Raw genomic sequence first — 17042 nt, forward strand, 5'->3', positions numbered from 1 at the left:
GTATACAAGTGATTTTATGATTAAGGATTTGAAGATGATCATACGCAGGTGGATCTATGTGCAAGTATGCAATGTTGAGAAGATAGAGATGTCGAAATAAAAGTACAATAACCGCATGAACACGGTCATTCCGGAGAGTTTTTATATAGTTCGGTGTGGAAGGCACATGATGAAGTTGGTCCGTAAAGGCCTGGCTGGGGTTTATTTTTGCCTCAGATGATTGTCAGGATCAGCAGGATATGTCCACAGGAAATGTTCAATTATCTGATGTGGATTGATGTTAAAGAACGGAGATACAAAAGGGTGTCCCCTTAACCAGTAATCTGGCTTTGGGGACACCCTTTTGGTTATGACAAGATTAATCCGTTATGTTGTTGCGCCTTATAAGTGATCATGCCTATATGCACTTTGCTTTGCTGAGCTTAAGAAGCTGCAGGCAATTTCAATTGTTGACCTGGATAAATCCAGTGTGGATTTTTAATATTGTTCAGCTTTTGCAATGCCTGCCAAGTTGTGCCGTATTGTTTGGAGATGGAGTACAGGGAATCTCCGGATTTCACAACATGCAGTTTGGCTGGAGCTGGTTTACTTGGTGTTGGTTTAGAAGGTTTTTCCGGTTTAGGCGTTTCTGGTTTTGGCTTGGTTGGAACTGGTGTTTCTGTTGCCGGAGTTTCCGGCTCTACTGCAGGTTTTACCGCTTCACTGATCCGACCATCTGTTTTGATGTCTACAGCGCCAAGCTTCTGCATGTAATTAATCAATGCTTCGTCCAGCGCGCCATACATACCCGTAATTGGATATTTGGCAAACATGGTGTATTCGTCACCACCAACAGCTGTGAAATCATTGGTTGCGAGTGTATACGTTGCTTCCGGATCAAGAACTTTATCGCCAACGGTTACGGAATGTACACGGCTACCTTCTGCAGCGGAAGTGTCGATTTTGAACTTGATACCAGATACTTGCGGGAATCCACCGCTTGGTTCCGGGTAGGAAGCTACACCGACTTCAAGGGCTGCCAGAATATCGGACCCTTTCACTTCTAGGGTTACCACTTGATTACCAAAAGGAAGCACTGTGATAACATCACCTTTGGTTACGATCCCTTTTTCGATGGAAGCACGGATACCACCACCGTTAGTCAGGGCGATATCGGCTTTGCTGACATCACGAATGGCATCTGCAAGCAGGTCACCCAGGTTAGTTTCACCTGCACGTACTTGTTCACGTTTACCATCCAGCAGAATAGCTGTATTTGCTACTTCTTCTTTCAAGATAGGTTCTTGTTCTTTTTGGATTGAGTTCACGAGAGTTGTAACTTTCTCATTTGGTTTGATGTCTTTTGCTTCGGTTTCATCAATTAATGTTGCTTGTTTCTTCGTTACTTTACCACTGTCTACCCACAGATCGATGACACCGACGTAGTTAGTGTATTCTCCTGCGCTTGCAATCAATGTTCCGTTATCGGATACAAGGCCATCTTGCAGTACAGTGTGGCTGTGACCATCGATGAATACATCGATGCCAGGGACTTCTTTAACAACTTTAAAGCTAGTATCCGTGCTGGATGCGTCTTGTCCAAGGTGTCCCAGGACAACAACAACATCGACTTTGCTGCGAATTTCGTTTACCAGAACTTTGGCTTCCGCAGATGGATCAGTAATATCAAGACCTTCTACGTTTTTGGGATTCGTTTTGTACAACGTTTCCGGTGTTGTCAAAGCGATGATACCAATTTTCACGCCATCTACTTCTTTAATGAGGTAAGGATCGAAGAGACGTGTTCCGTCTTTTTTCTTCACATTGGCACTCAGCATGGGGAAGTTCATCATGTCTGCCAGTTCGATCAGACGATCCGAACCATAGTTGAATTCGTGGTTACCCGGTACGATGGCTTGGTATCCCATTTCATTCATGACTTTCACGATGCTCTCACCATTCACAAGAGTGGCAAAAGTTGTACCATGTACAGCATCTCCAGCATCAAGCAAGAGTGTGTTCGGGTTTTCGCTACGATATTTGTCAGCGATTCCAGCTACTTTGGCAAAACCCATAGCAGGTGAAGATTCAACTGCACGGGCATGCGTATCATTCGTATGTAGAATGGTAATGTGTTTGCCTGTTCCCGGAGTGGTATCCGTTGCAGCCGCGGCAATACCTACACTGCCAAACAGCAAACAGACCGTTAGCAGAAGTGATACGTAATTCTTCCAGATTTTCATATGAATCCGAAACCTCCCATAATAATAATCTACTTGAGCGTTTACACAGCTCAAATAGTATTTTAACAGACTATTATTAGGAAATCTCGCGAATTACGTAAAAATAAGTAACCTGAAAGTGACATGTAATCTACTGTTGGAAAATATAATCTTTGGAAAGAACGTATGTTCTTAAAGAGTGTAAAAAAAATGCTGCGCTTCACGCGGCAGTCCGGTACGTAAACAAAATTTCTCCAAAGATTCATCCGGTTCAGGCATCACTCCGGAGGTCAGCAATTGAATGGCAAAACGGTTAGCCTGTCTTTCCAGCTTGCCTGGAGCAAAATAGGAATGTTCCTCCAGAAAGAATCGATTAATCCCTTTATGAAGCCGGTCATGACCAAGCTCATGGGCGCACACGAACCGTTGCCATTCCGGCGGCAAATCATTGTGTATGACGATAAACCTGCGCCGGAGCTTGCGAAAGTACAGTCCCTTAGTGGACTTCCCCAAATTGGTGAAACGAATCTGTATTCCAACCGCGCGGGCAATGCTGAACGGGCAGTTGGTCCGGTGTTTTCGAATCAGCTTTGTTACGATGTCATCCATATGATCTCACCTGCTGCCTCATTAAATTCAGTGGGTCATGCCTCATGGGCGATTGTCCGGTTCGTCTGTCTTTTTGCGTTTGTTCATCTGTTTGGCTTCCCAGAACAGACCTGTCAGTACATCCTTGATTCGTTTCTTGTCCTCTTCATCGAGTGGAATGCCGTCAAACATCAGATCATCATCGTCCTCCAACATCTTTTTGAAATCACGACGGTCTTTGTATGTAGCCCATTCCGGTACGTCCTGAAGTTCAGCAGTACTTCCTGGTTCAATATAACCAGCCTGCTTCATCATCTCTGTATAAGGCACTGAGAGTGCATCTGAAATCTTGCGGATGGTCGCTGGTTTCGGCACACCCCGGACCCCATTTTCAATACGTGAAATCTGTGAGTTGCTTATTCCGGCTGCTTCGGCGAGCTGATTGATGCTGTATCCCTGTTGCTCGCGCAGTTGTTTCATATAAGGACCAAAAGCGTGCTCCACCATGTATGCCAACTCCTTTGATTCGTACAAGTGCTTGAAATTAATATTAAGAAGGAAAGTTGAATGCGACAACCCTAAACCTTTGCGGGTGCGCCGTTCCGGATTCGGATCGTTCTTTTGATCGCTGTTATCCCCGGCTTTCCTGTTTCCCTTTCCTAAAGGGTGAAATCCGTTGATAAAGGCGAACGCTTTGCTTCTTCAGAATCGATTCCGTCTCCTTCACTACGTATGCGCGTGATATGTACCTTAGCGGCATCAAGGAGTTCAGGGGGAGCTTCTTAATATCAAAAATCAAATGACTTATACGGAAGTTCATTAATTAAACAGTACTATAACGTATATATACCATTAGGTAAAGGGATATGAAACAATTATGCCAAAAGGCATAGGAAATGAGAGCGAAGGTTTTATTTTATCGTCAAAATGAACCAAAATGAAGGTTTACTCCGATCTCCAGAAAGTGGTATCCTCAAATAGAAATACGAACAATATACGAACAAAATGTAACATTGACACAGGTTGGAGTTTAAGAAATCACCCTTTGAAGAAGGGAATTCCCCGGACTATACCGATTTGGAGTGATTCCAAAAGGCAACAGCGGGAAATTGGAGACATGTCGTTATTTATTTTGGAAACTGGACAACTCTATGAATAAGAGCGTTTTGCCATCGTGCAAAGTACGATGGCAAAACAACATGACGTGAACGATAGAGTGAGAGATATGAATGGAGTAAAGAACACTAAAGGAGGAAGATAAATATGGAATTGATGCTGCCCGAATTGGACCGACGTAAAACGCAAACAGCTGTTGAGGCTGCGCTGGAAAAATACCGCATTTATAAGACCATTGCATTTGAAGAACGAGAGGTTATGGTGACGGCAAGTTATGCCGAGCGTTTCCACGGTGCAACCAATGTGACGGGGGATTCCACGGCCAGAACGGCGATTTACAATGTTGATGTGCAGCGTGCGCGTCAGGCATACTGCGATACGATTGATTTTGTGGTGTCCCGCCTGAGTGAAAAGGAACGTGTACTCGTCTGTGAACGATATCTGAAAGACGATGATGTGTTTGACTATAAAGTGTATAACCATGTGTTTGATCCGCCTGTCAGCAAGGATACGTATACGAAGATTCGTACACGTGCTTTCTACAAAATGGCGCTAGCTTTGTCAGATCGAGGTCTGATTAATATGGAGCCTTTGTCTGTGTCCCGCAAAGAGCGACAGAAGCTGGGCTGAGTGAGCGATTGAAGAAGTTGATCCTTTAATATCCAAGGTGGATTGGTTACAATAGTTGAACAAACCACAGTTGGCATCAGCCAAAGGAGAGAAGTCTGCCATGACGGAAGAAGTCGGAATGCAGGAAATGGTCACGTTGAAGACAATCGCGGAAACGCTCAATACCTCCAATGATCTGAACTTAATGCTGGATACCGTGGTCGGCAAATTACTGGAGTTGACCGGATTAACGGCAGGCTGGATGTTTCTGATTAATGAACGTGGAGACTATACCTGTGTTTCGGATTACAATCTGCCTCCGGCATTACTGCGTAAAGATAAGGAGCCCATGCGAACGGGGACCTGCTGGTGTGTGAACCGCTTTAAGGACGGTGAACTCAATCATGCGGTCAACATCATTAACTGTAAACGGTTGGAGGATGCGGTGGAATTCCAATGGGGAGATACCCATGATATTACCCACCATGCAACCGTCCCGTTAAGGTCAGGTGAGAAGATGCTCGGCCTGCTCAACGTGGCTGCGCCAGCCAAGGAACATTTCAGCGACAGTGAACTGGCGCTGTTACAGGGCGTGGCGTACCAGATTGGTAGTGCGGTAGAGCGGATGAGATTGTATCGCGCGGAGCAGCGACGAGCTGATCTGTATGCCAAGCTGGGGGAGTTCAGCACAGCTTTGGGTCTTGCAGTGAACGAATGCAGCAATTCGGATGCTTTTTCTTTAAAAGTTGTACAGCTGCTTGGGCAGCATTATGATTGGCCTTTTGCTACAATTATTCAGCAGAAAAACGGAATGTTCGTCTTGCAGGCAGCCTATGCGGATGATAAGGTTCGAACGTTATCAATTGCGCTGGGCTCTTCAGAAGCGGCGAGCCACATTAACCAACTAATCAATTGTCATCGTGTAACATCACTGTCTGGGACAGAGATCGCTGAGATATTTAACCTATGCAAGCCTGACGAGGCTATGAATTCCATTGCCTCGGGAATTGCTGCTCCCCTTCCATACCATACGCCAGGGGAAATGGGAATTCTGGTGATCGGAATAGGAACATCAGGTCCTGCGCAGGAGGACCGTGAAGTGCTGGAGGCATTGGCCGAACATATTGCTGCCTCATGGGAGAGTCTGAAGCTGGCGGAGAATCGCCGCGAACTTGCACGAATGGAAGAGAGAAACCGTTTGGCTCGCGATCTGCATGATTCGGTTAATCAGATTTTATTTTCACTATCGTTAACTGCTAAAGGCGCGGAAAGTATGTTATCCGGCTCTGAGCAGTTGCACCCGGCAACGGAAGCGATGAAGGATATTCGGGCTTTGTCTCAGGAGGCGCTCAAGGAAATGCGCGCATTGATTATGCAGCTCCGTCCCGCGGGACTGGAAGCAGGGTTGCTCCATGCGCTACAGGAATACGGCACCAGCCAGGGGCTTCAAGTGGTGATGAATCGGACGGGAATGCGGTCTTTACCGCGTAATATAGAAGAAGCATTGTGGCGAATCGGACAGGAAGCGCTGAATAATGTACGGAAACACGCTGATGTTCCTTCTGCTGAGGTCACCCTCAAGTTAAGTAATCATGAAGTGGTGTTCACCGTCACAGATCAGGGAAAAGGTGGTGCGAACAGGCCAAAAGCGTCGTCTGGAAGCTCCCTGGGCCTGTCCATTATGAAGGAACGGGCTCAATCGCTCGGAGGCAGCTTAGAAATAGTGAGTTCTTCCCGTAAGGGAACAACGGTAACGGCAGTCATTCCACTTCCGTTCGAATCTGTATAAAGTCAGGGGGAAGAAGAGATGCCGATTACGATTTTGCTCGCAGATGATCATGCGATGGTGAGAAGAGGTTTGCACGTTTTTTTGACCACACAGCAAGACATGAAGGTTGTGGGCGAAGCATCGAACGGGCAGGAAGCACTATCGCAGGCGGAAGCGTTAAAACCTGACGTGGTATTAATGGATCTGCATATGCCGATTATGGACGGAATCGAAACAGCCAGACGACTGCGCACATTAATGCCAGCAACGCGAATTATTGTACTCACATCGTTTTCCGATCAGGATCATGTGGTTCCTGCTGTGCGTGCAGGGGTGAAGGGGTATCTGCTCAAAGATATTGAACCGGAGGATCTGGCTGTGGCCATTCGCAATGTGCATGCAGGTCGGGTAGAATTGCATCCCGCCGCAGCAGGTCAATTGATGCATGTGATGGCTTCATCCGATTGGTCTATAAATGAACAGCAACCACAGTATATACCGACAGATCGGTCAGCAGATAGTCAATTCCAAGAGCTTAAGCAGACGAAGAAATCCACTGAAGCATCCCTAGGTGGTCTGGATATGCTCACTCGCCGTGAACAAGAGGTTTTGGGACTGATTGCTCAAGGGCTGAGCAACAAGGAAATTGCGGTTCAATTGGTCATTACCGAAAAAACGGTCAAAACCCATGTTAGTCATCTGCTCGACAAACTGGGTCTGGCGGATCGGACGCAAGCGGCTCTTCACGCCGTAAGAAACGGTTGGGTCGTCTGACCATTTCCGCCATATCTTCATACTTAAGTCGTATAAACTCAACCTAAAGGTTGAGTTTTTTGGTATTTCAAGTTAAGTCTATCTGCTGACGATTTGGATGCAAAAGAAAGGTAAGATAAGAGTAGAAATAACAGATCGGTTGAAACATGAGAGTTTGAATTATTAAAAACCAAGGAGAGTGACATGAATGAATATTGTTATTTTGGCAGGAAGCAATCGGAACAATGCAACCAGTACACGTCTGGGAGAGTATGCTGTGGAGATTATTCGAGGTCAGGGACATCAGGCCAGCCTGTTTGATCTGTATCAGACACCACTTCCATTCTACGCGCCAGATGAAAAACAAGCGGATCATGAACATCTGGCAGATTTGAATACACGTATGCTCGCGGCTGATGCAATCATCCTGTCTACACCAGAGTATCACGGCAGTATAAGTGGTGTGCTCAAAAATGCACTGGATCACCTGAGTCAGGCTCATTTCAGCGGTAAGCCGGTCCTGTCCATCAGCTCCTCTGGTGGAGCGGTGGGGGTAAGTTCCCTTTTACAACTGCAGGCAATTGTTCGCAATCTGCATGGCATTAATGCCCAGGAGTGGATATCCATTGGTGGTGCGCAACGCAGACGATTCGAAGCGACCTTTGACGGATACGAAGAGTACGAAGGCAGTCAGGATATAGAGGACCGGGTGCAACGGGTCATTGGATCGTTTTTAAATCTGGCCCAGACGTTAACGAATGCGCGGAATTCAACCATGAGTTGAGAACAAACGAAGATGAAAAATCGGAAAAGGAAAAGAGGTTGAGCATGATGATTACAGGCATATTTGAAACACATCTAAACGTGACGGATCTGGAGAGATCCCATCATTTCTATGAAACGGTCCTGGGTTTACGCCATGCCTATGGGCAGAAAGAACGCGGAAACTCCTTCTACTGGATTGGTGGAAAAGGCAACGCCATGCTGGGATTGTGGCAAAAGGAACCTTCCGAGGTGAAACGTCAACACTTTGCTTTTCATGTATCTCTGGAGGATATGAAACATGCGGTGGCTCACTTGGAGAACAAAGGGATCAAGACACAGAACTTCCTGAATGATGATATCGGTGAACTGTACGTCTTCGGCTGGATGCCTGCGGTATCTGTATATTTTAACGATCCGGATGGTCATTTGCTTGAATTCATCGCCATGCTCCCGGATGAAGCGAAGCCTGAACTTGGCATGGTGCCGTGGAGTCAGTGGGAGGAGATGCAGGAGAAGACTGTATGATGATTGAAGAATTACAGTTATATACAACACGGCTGGAGGACCTCAAGCATTTTTATCGTGATACGTTGGGAATGGAGGTGTCCAATGCGACAGATCAGGCTTTCAACCTGGAGGTTGGAGGGACAAAGATGATTTTCAAACCGTGTGAAACAGATCGTGAGCCCTTTTATCATGTGGCCTGGTCGATTCCGACGAATCGGTTCAAGCAAGCGAAGCAGTGGGCTGCATCACGTGTTGTTTTAAGCAGAGAAGGAGATCGGGATGAGACGTACTCTACTAACTGGAACTCTCATTCTCTCTATTTCGAAGATCCGGCAGGCAATATTATTGAGCTGATTGCTCATCATCGTATTCAAAACGAGAGTGACCATGACTTCTCGACTCAAGATATATTACAGGTGTGTGAGATTGGCCTAGTGACGGAGGATGTTCTGTCTACGGTGAATGAGCTTCAGCGGATTGGACTCACGCGCTGGGGTGAGGTTAGTGATACCTTTGCTCCTGTAGGAGATGTACATGGTTTATTTATTGTGGTGAAGAAGGATCGGACGTGGTTTTTCTCTACGCAAAAAGCAGAGATTTATCCGCTGGAAGTATCCATCCGTGGGGTGGGCAAGCTTCGAATTGGCTAAACTTTGCATTCCGGGGCAAAACGGGCATATGTGGAGCAATTCCATCATGTTATAGAAGTAAACGCTTTATTTATTCATTCCAGGGTAGTTTCTCTGATGGGCTTACATATGATGAAGGGTGGTGGCAAGCTTGGATCGACGTTTGTTGGAAGATGGACTTGCGATTATCGTTTCCAGTCGGGAACGTACAGGAGATCTGTGGCACGCCCATTATGGAGCGGGTGCAATTGCGGCATATTTTTGGGTACGGGAAAATCGTCTCACTGCCCTTGCCGCTGGCAGTGTTACGGCCGAAGCAAAAGCCATGCTTCGCCAGCATGGAATCAGCCCTGGTCAGACCTCTCCGATTGGTGAGATGATGCCCAAGAAAGATGCCGAAGCGCGTATTACGGACGCATTGGATCGAACGATTGGAGAACTGCACTGGATTGGACACCAGGCCATCTACGGGGCAATCAGTCTGAAAGCTATTCGCGAACTGGATGGATGGGGCACTGCGGAGGATATTGGTCGGCTGGTTGAACTGATCGATTCATTCGATCGAACCATCCCGGGAAGATCTTGGATGAACACAACGATGAAAGAAATTCGCAGTCTCAAGCCGGAAAAAAGCGATGGTTTCCCTGATATTGAAGATCCAGTTCAGTTGTCACGTCTGATTCTGGATGAGCTTGTTGCTTTCCAGACTATCTATCACGCGGAAGCGCATCATGATCTGATCGGTCATATGCTGACCTATGGACATGCGCTTAACATATTATATGAATTGGGTTATCCGGCATTATTCCACAAAGGCATTCCGCCTTTCCTTACCATGGTGAAGGCACTACGCTTAAGCCGAGATGTGGATATTGAACAGGCGATGCCGACATTGCAATCACCCGTAGACCTGCTTCCACTGGAACGGGCGGAACGATCAGTGGCGCTCCCTCATGAACTGGAATACTGGCTCACCGACAGACGTTCCCGTGACTGGAACGGAGGTCATGTGTTCAAATTCCCGTTCAGCTTCTATCATCATGCCAAGAACGGGGAGCCCGTACCAGAAACATGGGAGAACTTTCGTTATATCATCGCGTGAGATAAAACATACATTTCAGAAGGGGTGTCCGTCATGACGGACACCCCTTCTAGACATTATTCTGGTCTACCGAATTGTGGGCATCCTGTACCTGTTTAACGGGGCCAAATTTCAAGGATAAACAGGATCAGCATGACTCTGGACACCAGCATGTATGGTGATTTTCGTACGGGCTGACGCGCTGCCCATATTCCCCAGGAGCTCATAAGTGCAATACTCCCCCAGAACATCCATAAGGAGATGCCTTCGGGTGTAAATAGAAAGGACAGCTTGGGCAGTCCCCTGTTGCCAGCCCCAAGAAGAACAGTGGTCATATAGACGAGCACAAGGAAAAACAACTCGAAGAGCAGGGTTTGCAGCCAGAAATAATAGATGTTGAACACTCGTAGCATGATGACTGTGATCAGGATAAACAGGATACCCACAGATAAGAATGTTGCCGCGGTCCACCCAATGAGAGATGTTGTTATAACATCTGTTTCCTGATATAAGATGTACATCGCCAACGCATACATAGCGGGGCCCGCCATATAACTGGTGACAGCAATCCAAAGATAGAAGAAATACCTCTTTTTCATGGTCATATCCATCCTTTATTGTTTGTAGGATTTGAAAGCTACTTATGTCATATAAACATCATCAGGATGGGTTTGGTTGGACTATCGATAGGAGTTTCTCGCGAGAAATCGGCATTTAACCGCCATAGAGACGACCACATTCAGGCGTAATTCATCCCGTTTACCATCAGCACGAGTGGGCAAAGGAGGTAAAATGGTATTATCGGATCAGCAGCAAGGCAGACACACCGACAGCTCATACGCTAACGTACAGCCGGCCAGGGGACCGGTTTTTTAATTCGGTGATTGCATCCTTGCCCTGATCGGGTATTAAAGACTAAACAGATAACAGGAGGCTACGTGATATGAAAACAGTATTGTATGTTCCACTGGATGATCGTCCAGCGAATCTGGATGATGTGATTGTGCAAGGGAAAGCAGCCGGTATCCATATCGTTACACCGAACCTGAGTGATATTAAGAATCGTCTGGATTCGGAGAAAACCGTAGATGGCACAACGCTGCTCGGCACCTCCGCGCCGGTTTATGGCAAACCGTCCAAGATTCACGACTTTATTCTGAAACATGCTGCCAAGGTCGACGGATTCATTATCTCATCCGATATGCTAGCTTATGGCGGTCTGATTGGCAGTCGTCAACTCCGCGAAGATGGAGGAGGCGCCTATCCTGAATATGATGATGAGACCACTCGTTTGCTGGACGTGATCCGCGTGATCAAGCAAAAATATCCACGCAAACCCGTATTTGTAATGGATACCATCATGCGTTTGGCTACAACCTCGTTTGCAGATGGCTTGGCGCTCGACGCATATAATGAGTCCCGTGCGTTGATGCAGCAGCCGCGTCAGACATACACCGAATTTGAAGATATTATTCAAGGATATAACCTGTCCCCGGATGGAGTGGAGTATGGGATAACGACCTATTTTGATAAAGAACAGTATTACAACACAAGACAGCATAAATTCAAAACAAATCTGTACATTTTGGAGCAGCTGGCTCGCACAGGTTATATCGATTTCCTTGCAGTTGGTGTTGACGATGCCAACACGCAGGGGGTTCAGATCAATGAAATCAAATATGTAGAAGCGCGGATCAATGACTGGTTGGGTGGAACCAATGGGCAAAATCCGGATCGTGCTATCATTCTGCCGGATGCAGATGGTCTGGGGCACGCTTTGGTTGCTCGCATGGCTAACCAGTTGTTCCGAGGTGGGGCGAAGACACGTTACGGCGTGAAATATTTTGGTCCTCACGGCAATACCATCATTAACACGTATGAGTACATGGATGTACACGAGAATGTGGTTCGTCACGTGGATATTGTGGGCGGTGTGCTTGTGGTGGATTCGGCATATCCTGAACCGGAGGTGGTGACGGATCCGATGACTAGTGTGGATAATGAACAGCTGGTGGCTGTATCAGTCGAGCAAGTTGTTCCATTTGATATGGCTTCCGAACTGGATCGTATGACCAAGGGTCACCCGGGTAATTCCGGGGAGAACACAAGCATCGACATTGAGATTATTGCGATTACGGCTCTGGATCAGGTGCAGGCTGCGTTGGAACAATTGACGCTGAATGGGGAACAAGGCCTGCCTTCGGTGTTGATTGATTTTGTGGGGAAAGGACCAGCCAATGTTGATGTTGCTGAAGCGTTGCTCAACAGTCCATATACCGGACGGGTTCTGGGTTACAGTGCTTGGAATACACCAGGTAACAAAATCGGTATTGCTGTAGGCATGGGACAGTCGAGGTACGCGTTGATCACAACAGAGAAGCATGAGCATAAGTTGCGTGATGCAATGAATGCACATGGCTCACTGTTGTTTAAGCGTTTCCTGAAGGATTATTACTACAAAGCGGTAGCGATTGCGGAGATCCGCACGTATTCCCGAGCCCATGCGCTGTATACCAACGTGGCTACCCTTTCGGATCAAAATATGTTGCTGTTTAACTCAGAGGAAGACTATGCCCATTTGCAAACATTGCTGCGTGATTTGATGCAGACGTATACCACGGCGCTTGCGAATAAAACAGCCTTCCAGTCAGGCAATGTGGCGATTAAGCAGATCTGTAATGACGAATTGTCCTATGCCACATATGGCAGTGCGCTGTTGGAATATGCGAATCCGGATTTCATCTGGGGCCGTGCATTTGAGATCACATTGAATCCGAAGGTTACGCTGAACTAAACTGTTATCTCACCATGGGCTCCTCATGTTTGGGATCATCACTGGTATGACTGTACTGCTTAATCTCGCCGTTGTTATAAATGATGTATTGGTACTTCGCTTCGAGTTCATCTGCGAATGTTACTGAGGCACCGTAAGGTGCTTCAGAACTTTTTGAGGAGTAAGTCCCTTTTACTTCGATAAGCTGTTCGGGAGAGTAACCTTTCTGTTCGATCAGGTAAGTGGTTACCTGTTGTTCAGCATCATTTTTCTTGAGCGGATTACCAAGCAGTCCGAAATAAGCCCAGCAGGATATCCCGAGTATAAATGATAAGACGACAAGTGAAGTGATCTTGAATGTTTTACTCATTGGCATTCCTCTCTGTTTTAAGTAAGTGGCAACGAATTTGATAATGAAATATTAATATATTTGGATAAATTTATCAATTATTTGTTCTTAATTTTAATGCTTACTTAGGTATCCTTTTAAGGATGATTCCAGAATCGTCTTTTTTCCACCCGAACGACTCCCTTAATCGCACCGAAGTCGTACGGAACACCATCCGCGCTAGGGATGAAAGGGTGTAAGATTGTATTATCGGATCAATAACAAGGGACGCACCGAAAGCACATACGCTAATGTACAGACCGGCCAAATGGCCGGTCTTTTTGATGCGGTGAAGTAGTCCCGGTAATGGTTCGATAGCATACAGACTCTGAGTTAAAAGGGGGAGTCTACTGCTGCTGCACTGTCGCTGCATCGTGTGGGCAGATCTCAAACTTGCAGCCAAAGGGGGCGAAATGAATGTGTCTATGAGAAATGAAATTAGCACTGCCGTGAGTACTAGTAAAGTGAGTACGCTCATTAAAAAAACGCTGAAACAGAAGCTCGCGGTACTTGTTCCAGATTGGGATGGTCGTGTGCTGGATGTACCTGCGTCAGGCGAAGTGTTGGCGGGCCCTTGTGCAGTGGTTGCGTTTGCTGAAGAAGTGCCGAAGTCTGCCTGGGCGGGATATCGACGGATCATTAAAATTTCACCATACGTTCGTCCGGAAGATGGCGGCGCAGAACAAGTGGAAGCTTGGTCAGCCCAGTTAATCGAAGGGTTGCATCAGGTAAGGTGGATTGACGAAGAAGGTGGAGCCTTCACTTGCATCTATCTGGGTTCTTCAGATAGCGATCGGGTGGATGCAGGATCTGGCATGCTTACGCGTAGTCTGCGATTCGGAGTGTATGTTCCCGAAGACTCGGGAAATACTCTCGTTGAAACAGAGGACGCGTGGTTAGCTACGCTTCAACGATGGACACAGCACGAGCTTGGCTCGGACTGGTCGGTATATGGTGATGTCTGGCCCGGTGGATACGATACGCCGTCTGTATTATGGCGATTGGCCGGATGCAGCACGTCTGTGGCGGGCACTTCAGCATTGGAGGTTCGGCAACAGTGGATTGGGCATGTGCTCACCGATCATCCAGTACTAACACGTCAGACCGTTACTCGGTTGGCCCGGCAACTTGCAGTGCAATCTCGTCTTGCCATCACTGAAAAGGATGGCGAAGAGCACGAAGGTAACACACGATATATCACAGTGGATGAAGTCACAGCAGATTTACAGGCGGATGCCTATCTGAACGGACAGATTCGTCTGACACTACAGCAGCGGATTCGTCGTCCGGGTACAAATGTGCCTTTGATTCGTGAGATTCACCATACCAAAGGCATGGAGTAAAAGTTGAGCCCAGAGGAACCGTCTATTAAACGTGGTTTCAGATTATAGCTTTGAGATGATAGATCTAGCTTCAACATTATAGCTTCATATTCATAGGTTCATAGGATCAAAAATTCATAGATCAAACTTAAAGGTTAAAGTTCCAAGATTAGAATTAAAGCTTCAAGTTTGTAGCTCGTAGCTCGAAAATCATAGTGATAAGATCAGCGTTTCACGAAATTAGTAGTCCAACAAATGAGGTGAGATGGCAATGGCAAGCTCAGTGAAAAAAAACAAACAGACCGCCCCGCGGTATACAAGGGCAGAACTGATGAATCATGCAGAAGCCCTCTTTGCCGTTAAGGCAGAGGTGCTGTACGGTGCGCTGTACGAAGCGGCGCAAGAGACGTTTTCCATTGAAGAAACGCAAGAACAAATTAACCAATTTATGAAAGCGAAGGTGAAGGAATAATGGCAGGTGGAACTTGGGAACAAACGAATCGTCCGGTCCTTCCGGGCTTATATATGAATTTTCAGGCGGCAGCATCCTCAGCCATTCAAGCGGGTACGCGGGGAACGGTCGTTGTGCCAATCAAGGCCAACTGGGGTCCTGTAGGGACTTTTGTTGAAGTAGGGAGCGAAGCGGCGATTGAACGTATCTATGGGGCGAATGTGCTGGACAACGGTACGGCTTATACGTCCTTGAAGCTCGCCCTGTTGGGTGGGCCGAAGAAGTTGCTCGCTTATCGGGTAGCAAGTGCTGCGGCCAAAGCAGCTACGCTATCTTTGAAGGACAGCAGTGATGCCAATGTGCTGCAACTGGATGCGAAGTATCCGGGGGATCGTGCAAATGGATTCTACGTCACCATCCAGCCAGGTGTGATTGATAATACGAAACATGAAGTGCGCCTTTTTGAAGGTAACCGGATGTTGTATGCGCTCCTGACAGCGGATATTACAGCAGCTTCTCTGGCAAAAGAGATTAACGCGGATGAACGAAATGTCTGGGTGACAGCGCAGGCGATTGGCGATGGTGCAGGTGTAGTTGCAACTGTTGCGGGTGCGGCACTCAAAGGCGGCGTAAGTGGTAATGATGACCTAACCAATGCGGAATACATTGCTGTGCAGGGTGCACTGGAAGGGGAGCAATTCGACGTTTTGGCTTTGGATCAGGCGGCTGATGCACCTTTGCTTGCGAGCTTTGCGGCATGGGTGAAACGTGTGCGTGGTGAAGGCAAGCCGGTGATGGCTGTATTTGGCGGTTCCGCAGCGGATGATACCTCTGCTACAGCAGCACAAAAAGCAGCAGCGCGTTCACTTGCGCTCAACCATGAAGGTGTGATTAATGTCGGTACAGGCGTGCGCCTTGGAGATGCATTCTACAGTTCGGCGGAAACATCCGCCTATGTTGCAGGTCTCATCGCCGGACAACGTCTGAACCAATCCACCACCTATGCAGCTACGCCGTTCGATGATGTGACACGTCGCTGGACGCGTGCAGAACAGGAGCAGGCGGTACAGAACGGCGTATTTATTTTCTTCCATGATGGACGTCAGGTGAAAGCACTTCGCGGTGTAAACACACTCGTAACCCCGGCCGCTGGACAGAATAATGCTTGGAAAAAAATTCGTTCCATTCGTGTGTTGGACGCCATCAACACGGATCTGCAACGCTCCGCGGAAGATACGTATATCGGTAAAGTAAACAATACCGAAGAGGGACGTCAGGCACTGATTAGTGCCATGAAGGCCTATTTGGCGCTGCTCGCACAGAGCAATGTGATTGAAGCTGACGGTTATGATGTCATTCTTGACCCGGCGTATTATGGTGCTGCACCAGTTCTCAAACCGGAGGCAGATCAGGTATTCCTGCAATGGAATGTGAAGCTGACCGATGTAATGGAGCAGTTGTTTGGTACATTTTACGTGCAATAAGGTTGTGTGGAAGGAAAGAACTGTTCTTCTAAAATAATTACTATACGTTGAACTGATGCTTTACACGATAACAGCGATCGGAAGATTGTTCTGACTGCGGAGTTATACCGTGTAATATTTATTAGTTCAACCAACCCAAGGAGGAAAATATATGTTGGATGCGTCAAGAGTAATTCTCGGTACCCATGGTCAGCTGCATATCGATGGTGTGTGGCAGACAAACATTAACAAGCTGGAAGCGAGTGTGGAGATTGAAAAGCGTGAGCTGAACCTGGTCGGTAACGACTGGAAGGTGCACAAAAACGGCGCAAAAAAAGGAACAGGCACGATGACGGGCTACAAAGTCACTTCGGATATGATCCTGCGCGGCTTCACCAAATTCGAGATCATTTCGAAGCTGAACGACCCTGAATCATATGGACATGAGAGTGTACTGCTGAAAGGTTGCATGGTGGACAAAATTCAGCTTGCCAACTGGACAGCGGGTGAGGAAGTACCGGAGGAAACGGGCTTTACGTTTGAAGGATTTGAGTTACTGAATCCGATTGTGGCGAACTAAGTTTTGAAATAGACACGTGTTTGAGCTGGTTTGCTCAAGTGTGTTTGC

At 47.1% G+C, this 17042-nt stretch carries 17 protein-coding genes; 12 read left to right on the plus strand and 5 right to left on the minus strand.

Annotation, left to right across the window (positions count from 1 at the left end; all coding sequences use genetic code 11):
- Positions 1-422: 422 nt before the first annotated feature.
- The 3 genes from F0220_RS06245 to F0220_RS06255 all read right to left on the minus strand — a co-directional run bounded on the left by F0220_RS06245 (position 423) and on the right by F0220_RS06255 (position 3296).
- Entirely contained in the window at positions 423-2222 is a 1800-nt protein-coding gene (locus F0220_RS06245) for a 5'-nucleotidase C-terminal domain-containing protein (RefSeq protein WP_105600748.1), read from the minus strand.
- Positions 2223-2393: 171 nt separating this feature from the next.
- Entirely contained in the window at positions 2394-2810 is a 417-nt protein-coding gene (locus F0220_RS06250; RefSeq protein WP_017690190.1) for an ImmA/IrrE family metallo-endopeptidase, read from the minus strand.
- A gap of 42 nt (positions 2811-2852) precedes the next feature.
- The gene (locus tag F0220_RS06255; protein WP_105600746.1) at positions 2853-3296 is read right to left on the minus strand and encodes a helix-turn-helix domain-containing protein; all 444 of its coding nucleotides are present in this window, start codon (positions 3294-3296) and stop codon (positions 2853-2855) included.
- Between the two features lie 756 nt (positions 3297-4052).
- Here F0220_RS06255 and F0220_RS06260 point away from each other — a divergent pair.
- The 7 genes from F0220_RS06260 (at position 4053) to F0220_RS06290 (ending at position 10038) form a co-directional block, all read left to right on the plus strand.
- Positions 4053-4535, plus strand: a complete 483-nt coding sequence (locus F0220_RS06260; protein WP_017690187.1) for an ArpU family phage packaging/lysis transcriptional regulator — start codon at positions 4053-4055, stop codon at positions 4533-4535.
- A gap of 55 nt (positions 4536-4590) precedes the next feature.
- A complete protein-coding gene (locus F0220_RS06265) occupies positions 4591-6303 on the plus strand; it encodes a GAF domain-containing sensor histidine kinase (RefSeq protein WP_223199861.1) in 1713 nt (570 codons plus the stop codon).
- 18 nt (positions 6304-6321) lie between these two features.
- The gene (locus F0220_RS06270; protein WP_091015515.1) at positions 6322-7056 is read left to right on the plus strand and encodes a response regulator; all 735 of its coding nucleotides are present in this window, start codon (positions 6322-6324) and stop codon (positions 7054-7056) included.
- Between the two features lie 187 nt (positions 7057-7243).
- Positions 7244-7819, plus strand: a complete 576-nt coding sequence (locus F0220_RS06275) for an NADPH-dependent FMN reductase (protein WP_036611439.1) — start codon at positions 7244-7246, stop codon at positions 7817-7819.
- Positions 7820-7863: 44 nt separating this feature from the next.
- Complete coding sequence (locus tag F0220_RS06280) at positions 7864-8325, plus strand: VOC family protein (RefSeq protein WP_223199862.1); 462 nt, start codon at positions 7864-7866, stop codon at positions 8323-8325.
- Complete coding sequence (locus F0220_RS06285) at positions 8322-8957, plus strand: VOC family protein (protein WP_105600743.1); 636 nt, start codon at positions 8322-8324, stop codon at positions 8955-8957. The genes F0220_RS06280 and F0220_RS06285 overlap by 4 nt, the downstream gene beginning before the upstream one ends.
- Before the next feature lie 121 nt (positions 8958-9078).
- The gene (locus F0220_RS06290; protein WP_105600741.1) at positions 9079-10038 is read left to right on the plus strand and encodes a hypothetical protein; all 960 of its coding nucleotides are present in this window, start codon (positions 9079-9081) and stop codon (positions 10036-10038) included.
- 95 nt (positions 10039-10133) lie between these two features.
- Here F0220_RS06290 and F0220_RS06295 read toward each other — a convergent pair whose 3' ends face one another.
- A complete protein-coding gene (locus F0220_RS06295) occupies positions 10134-10616 on the minus strand; it encodes a hypothetical protein (protein ID WP_091015510.1) in 483 nt (160 codons plus the stop codon).
- A gap of 344 nt (positions 10617-10960) precedes the next feature.
- Between F0220_RS06295 and F0220_RS06300 the strand changes: the two genes are divergently transcribed.
- Positions 10961-12811, plus strand: a complete 1851-nt coding sequence (locus F0220_RS06300) for a DUF4127 family protein (RefSeq protein WP_105600739.1) — start codon at positions 10961-10963, stop codon at positions 12809-12811.
- A 4-nt stretch (positions 12812-12815) separates the two neighbouring features.
- Here the strand turns inward: F0220_RS06300 and F0220_RS06305 are convergent, their stop codons facing one another.
- Positions 12816-13160, minus strand: a complete 345-nt coding sequence (locus tag F0220_RS06305) for a YfjL-like protein (RefSeq protein WP_181155530.1) — start codon at positions 13158-13160, stop codon at positions 12816-12818.
- Between the two features lie 437 nt (positions 13161-13597).
- Here F0220_RS06305 and F0220_RS06310 point away from each other — a divergent pair, with 437 nt between their 5' ends.
- From F0220_RS06310 to F0220_RS06325, 4 genes are all read left to right on the plus strand, one after another.
- On the plus strand, positions 13598-14521 hold the full coding sequence (locus F0220_RS06310) for a hypothetical protein (protein WP_146117096.1): 924 nt from the start codon (positions 13598-13600) through the stop codon (positions 14519-14521).
- A gap of 250 nt (positions 14522-14771) precedes the next feature.
- The gene (locus F0220_RS06315) at positions 14772-14972 is read left to right on the plus strand and encodes a YqzN/YkzM domain-containing protein (protein WP_105600734.1); all 201 of its coding nucleotides are present in this window, start codon (positions 14772-14774) and stop codon (positions 14970-14972) included.
- A complete protein-coding gene (locus tag F0220_RS06320) occupies positions 14972-16435 on the plus strand; it encodes a phage tail sheath subtilisin-like domain-containing protein (RefSeq protein WP_105600733.1) in 1464 nt (487 codons plus the stop codon). Before F0220_RS06315 ends, F0220_RS06320 begins: the two co-directional genes overlap by 1 nt.
- A gap of 151 nt (positions 16436-16586) precedes the next feature.
- Positions 16587-16994, plus strand: coding sequence for a phage tail tube protein (locus F0220_RS06325; RefSeq protein ID WP_105600731.1), 408 nt, complete (start codon positions 16587-16589; stop codon positions 16992-16994).
- Positions 16995-17042 lie beyond the last annotated feature (48 nt).

It is taken from the genome of Paenibacillus sp. 37 (assembly GCF_008386395.1).
GTDB lineage: Bacteria > Bacillota > Bacilli > Paenibacillales > Paenibacillaceae > Paenibacillus > Paenibacillus amylolyticus_B.

Coding starts and splice junctions, on each gene's coding strand:
- F0220_RS06245 (WP_105600748.1), bottom strand. CDS start 2,222: ATGAAAATCTGGAAGAATTACGTATCACTTCTGCTAACGGTCTGTTTG.
- F0220_RS06250 (WP_017690190.1), bottom strand. CDS start 2,810: ATGGATGACATCGTAACAAAGCTGATTCGAAAACACCGGACCAACTGC.
- F0220_RS06255 (WP_105600746.1), bottom strand. CDS start 3,296: ATGGTGGAGCACGCTTTTGGTCCTTATATGAAACAACTGCGCGAGCAA.
- F0220_RS06260 (WP_017690187.1), top strand. CDS start 4,053: ATGGAATTGATGCTGCCCGAATTGGACCGACGTAAAACGCAAACAGCT.
- F0220_RS06270 (WP_091015515.1), top strand. CDS start 6,322: ATGCCGATTACGATTTTGCTCGCAGATGATCATGCGATGGTGAGAAGA.
- F0220_RS06275 (WP_036611439.1), top strand. CDS start 7,244: ATGAATATTGTTATTTTGGCAGGAAGCAATCGGAACAATGCAACCAGT.
- F0220_RS06280 (WP_223199862.1), top strand. CDS start 7,864: ATGATGATTACAGGCATATTTGAAACACATCTAAACGTGACGGATCTG.
- F0220_RS06285 (WP_105600743.1), top strand. CDS start 8,322: ATGATGATTGAAGAATTACAGTTATATACAACACGGCTGGAGGACCTC.
- F0220_RS06295 (WP_091015510.1), bottom strand. CDS start 10,616: ATGAAAAAGAGGTATTTCTTCTATCTTTGGATTGCTGTCACCAGTTAT.
- F0220_RS06300 (WP_105600739.1), top strand. CDS start 10,961: ATGAAAACAGTATTGTATGTTCCACTGGATGATCGTCCAGCGAATCTG.
- F0220_RS06305 (WP_181155530.1), bottom strand. CDS start 13,160: ATGAGTAAAACATTCAAGATCACTTCACTTGTCGTCTTATCATTTATA.
- F0220_RS06315 (WP_105600734.1), top strand. CDS start 14,772: ATGGCAAGCTCAGTGAAAAAAAACAAACAGACCGCCCCGCGGTATACA.
- F0220_RS06320 (WP_105600733.1), top strand. CDS start 14,972: ATGGCAGGTGGAACTTGGGAACAAACGAATCGTCCGGTCCTTCCGGGC.
- F0220_RS06325 (WP_105600731.1), top strand. CDS start 16,587: ATGTTGGATGCGTCAAGAGTAATTCTCGGTACCCATGGTCAGCTGCAT.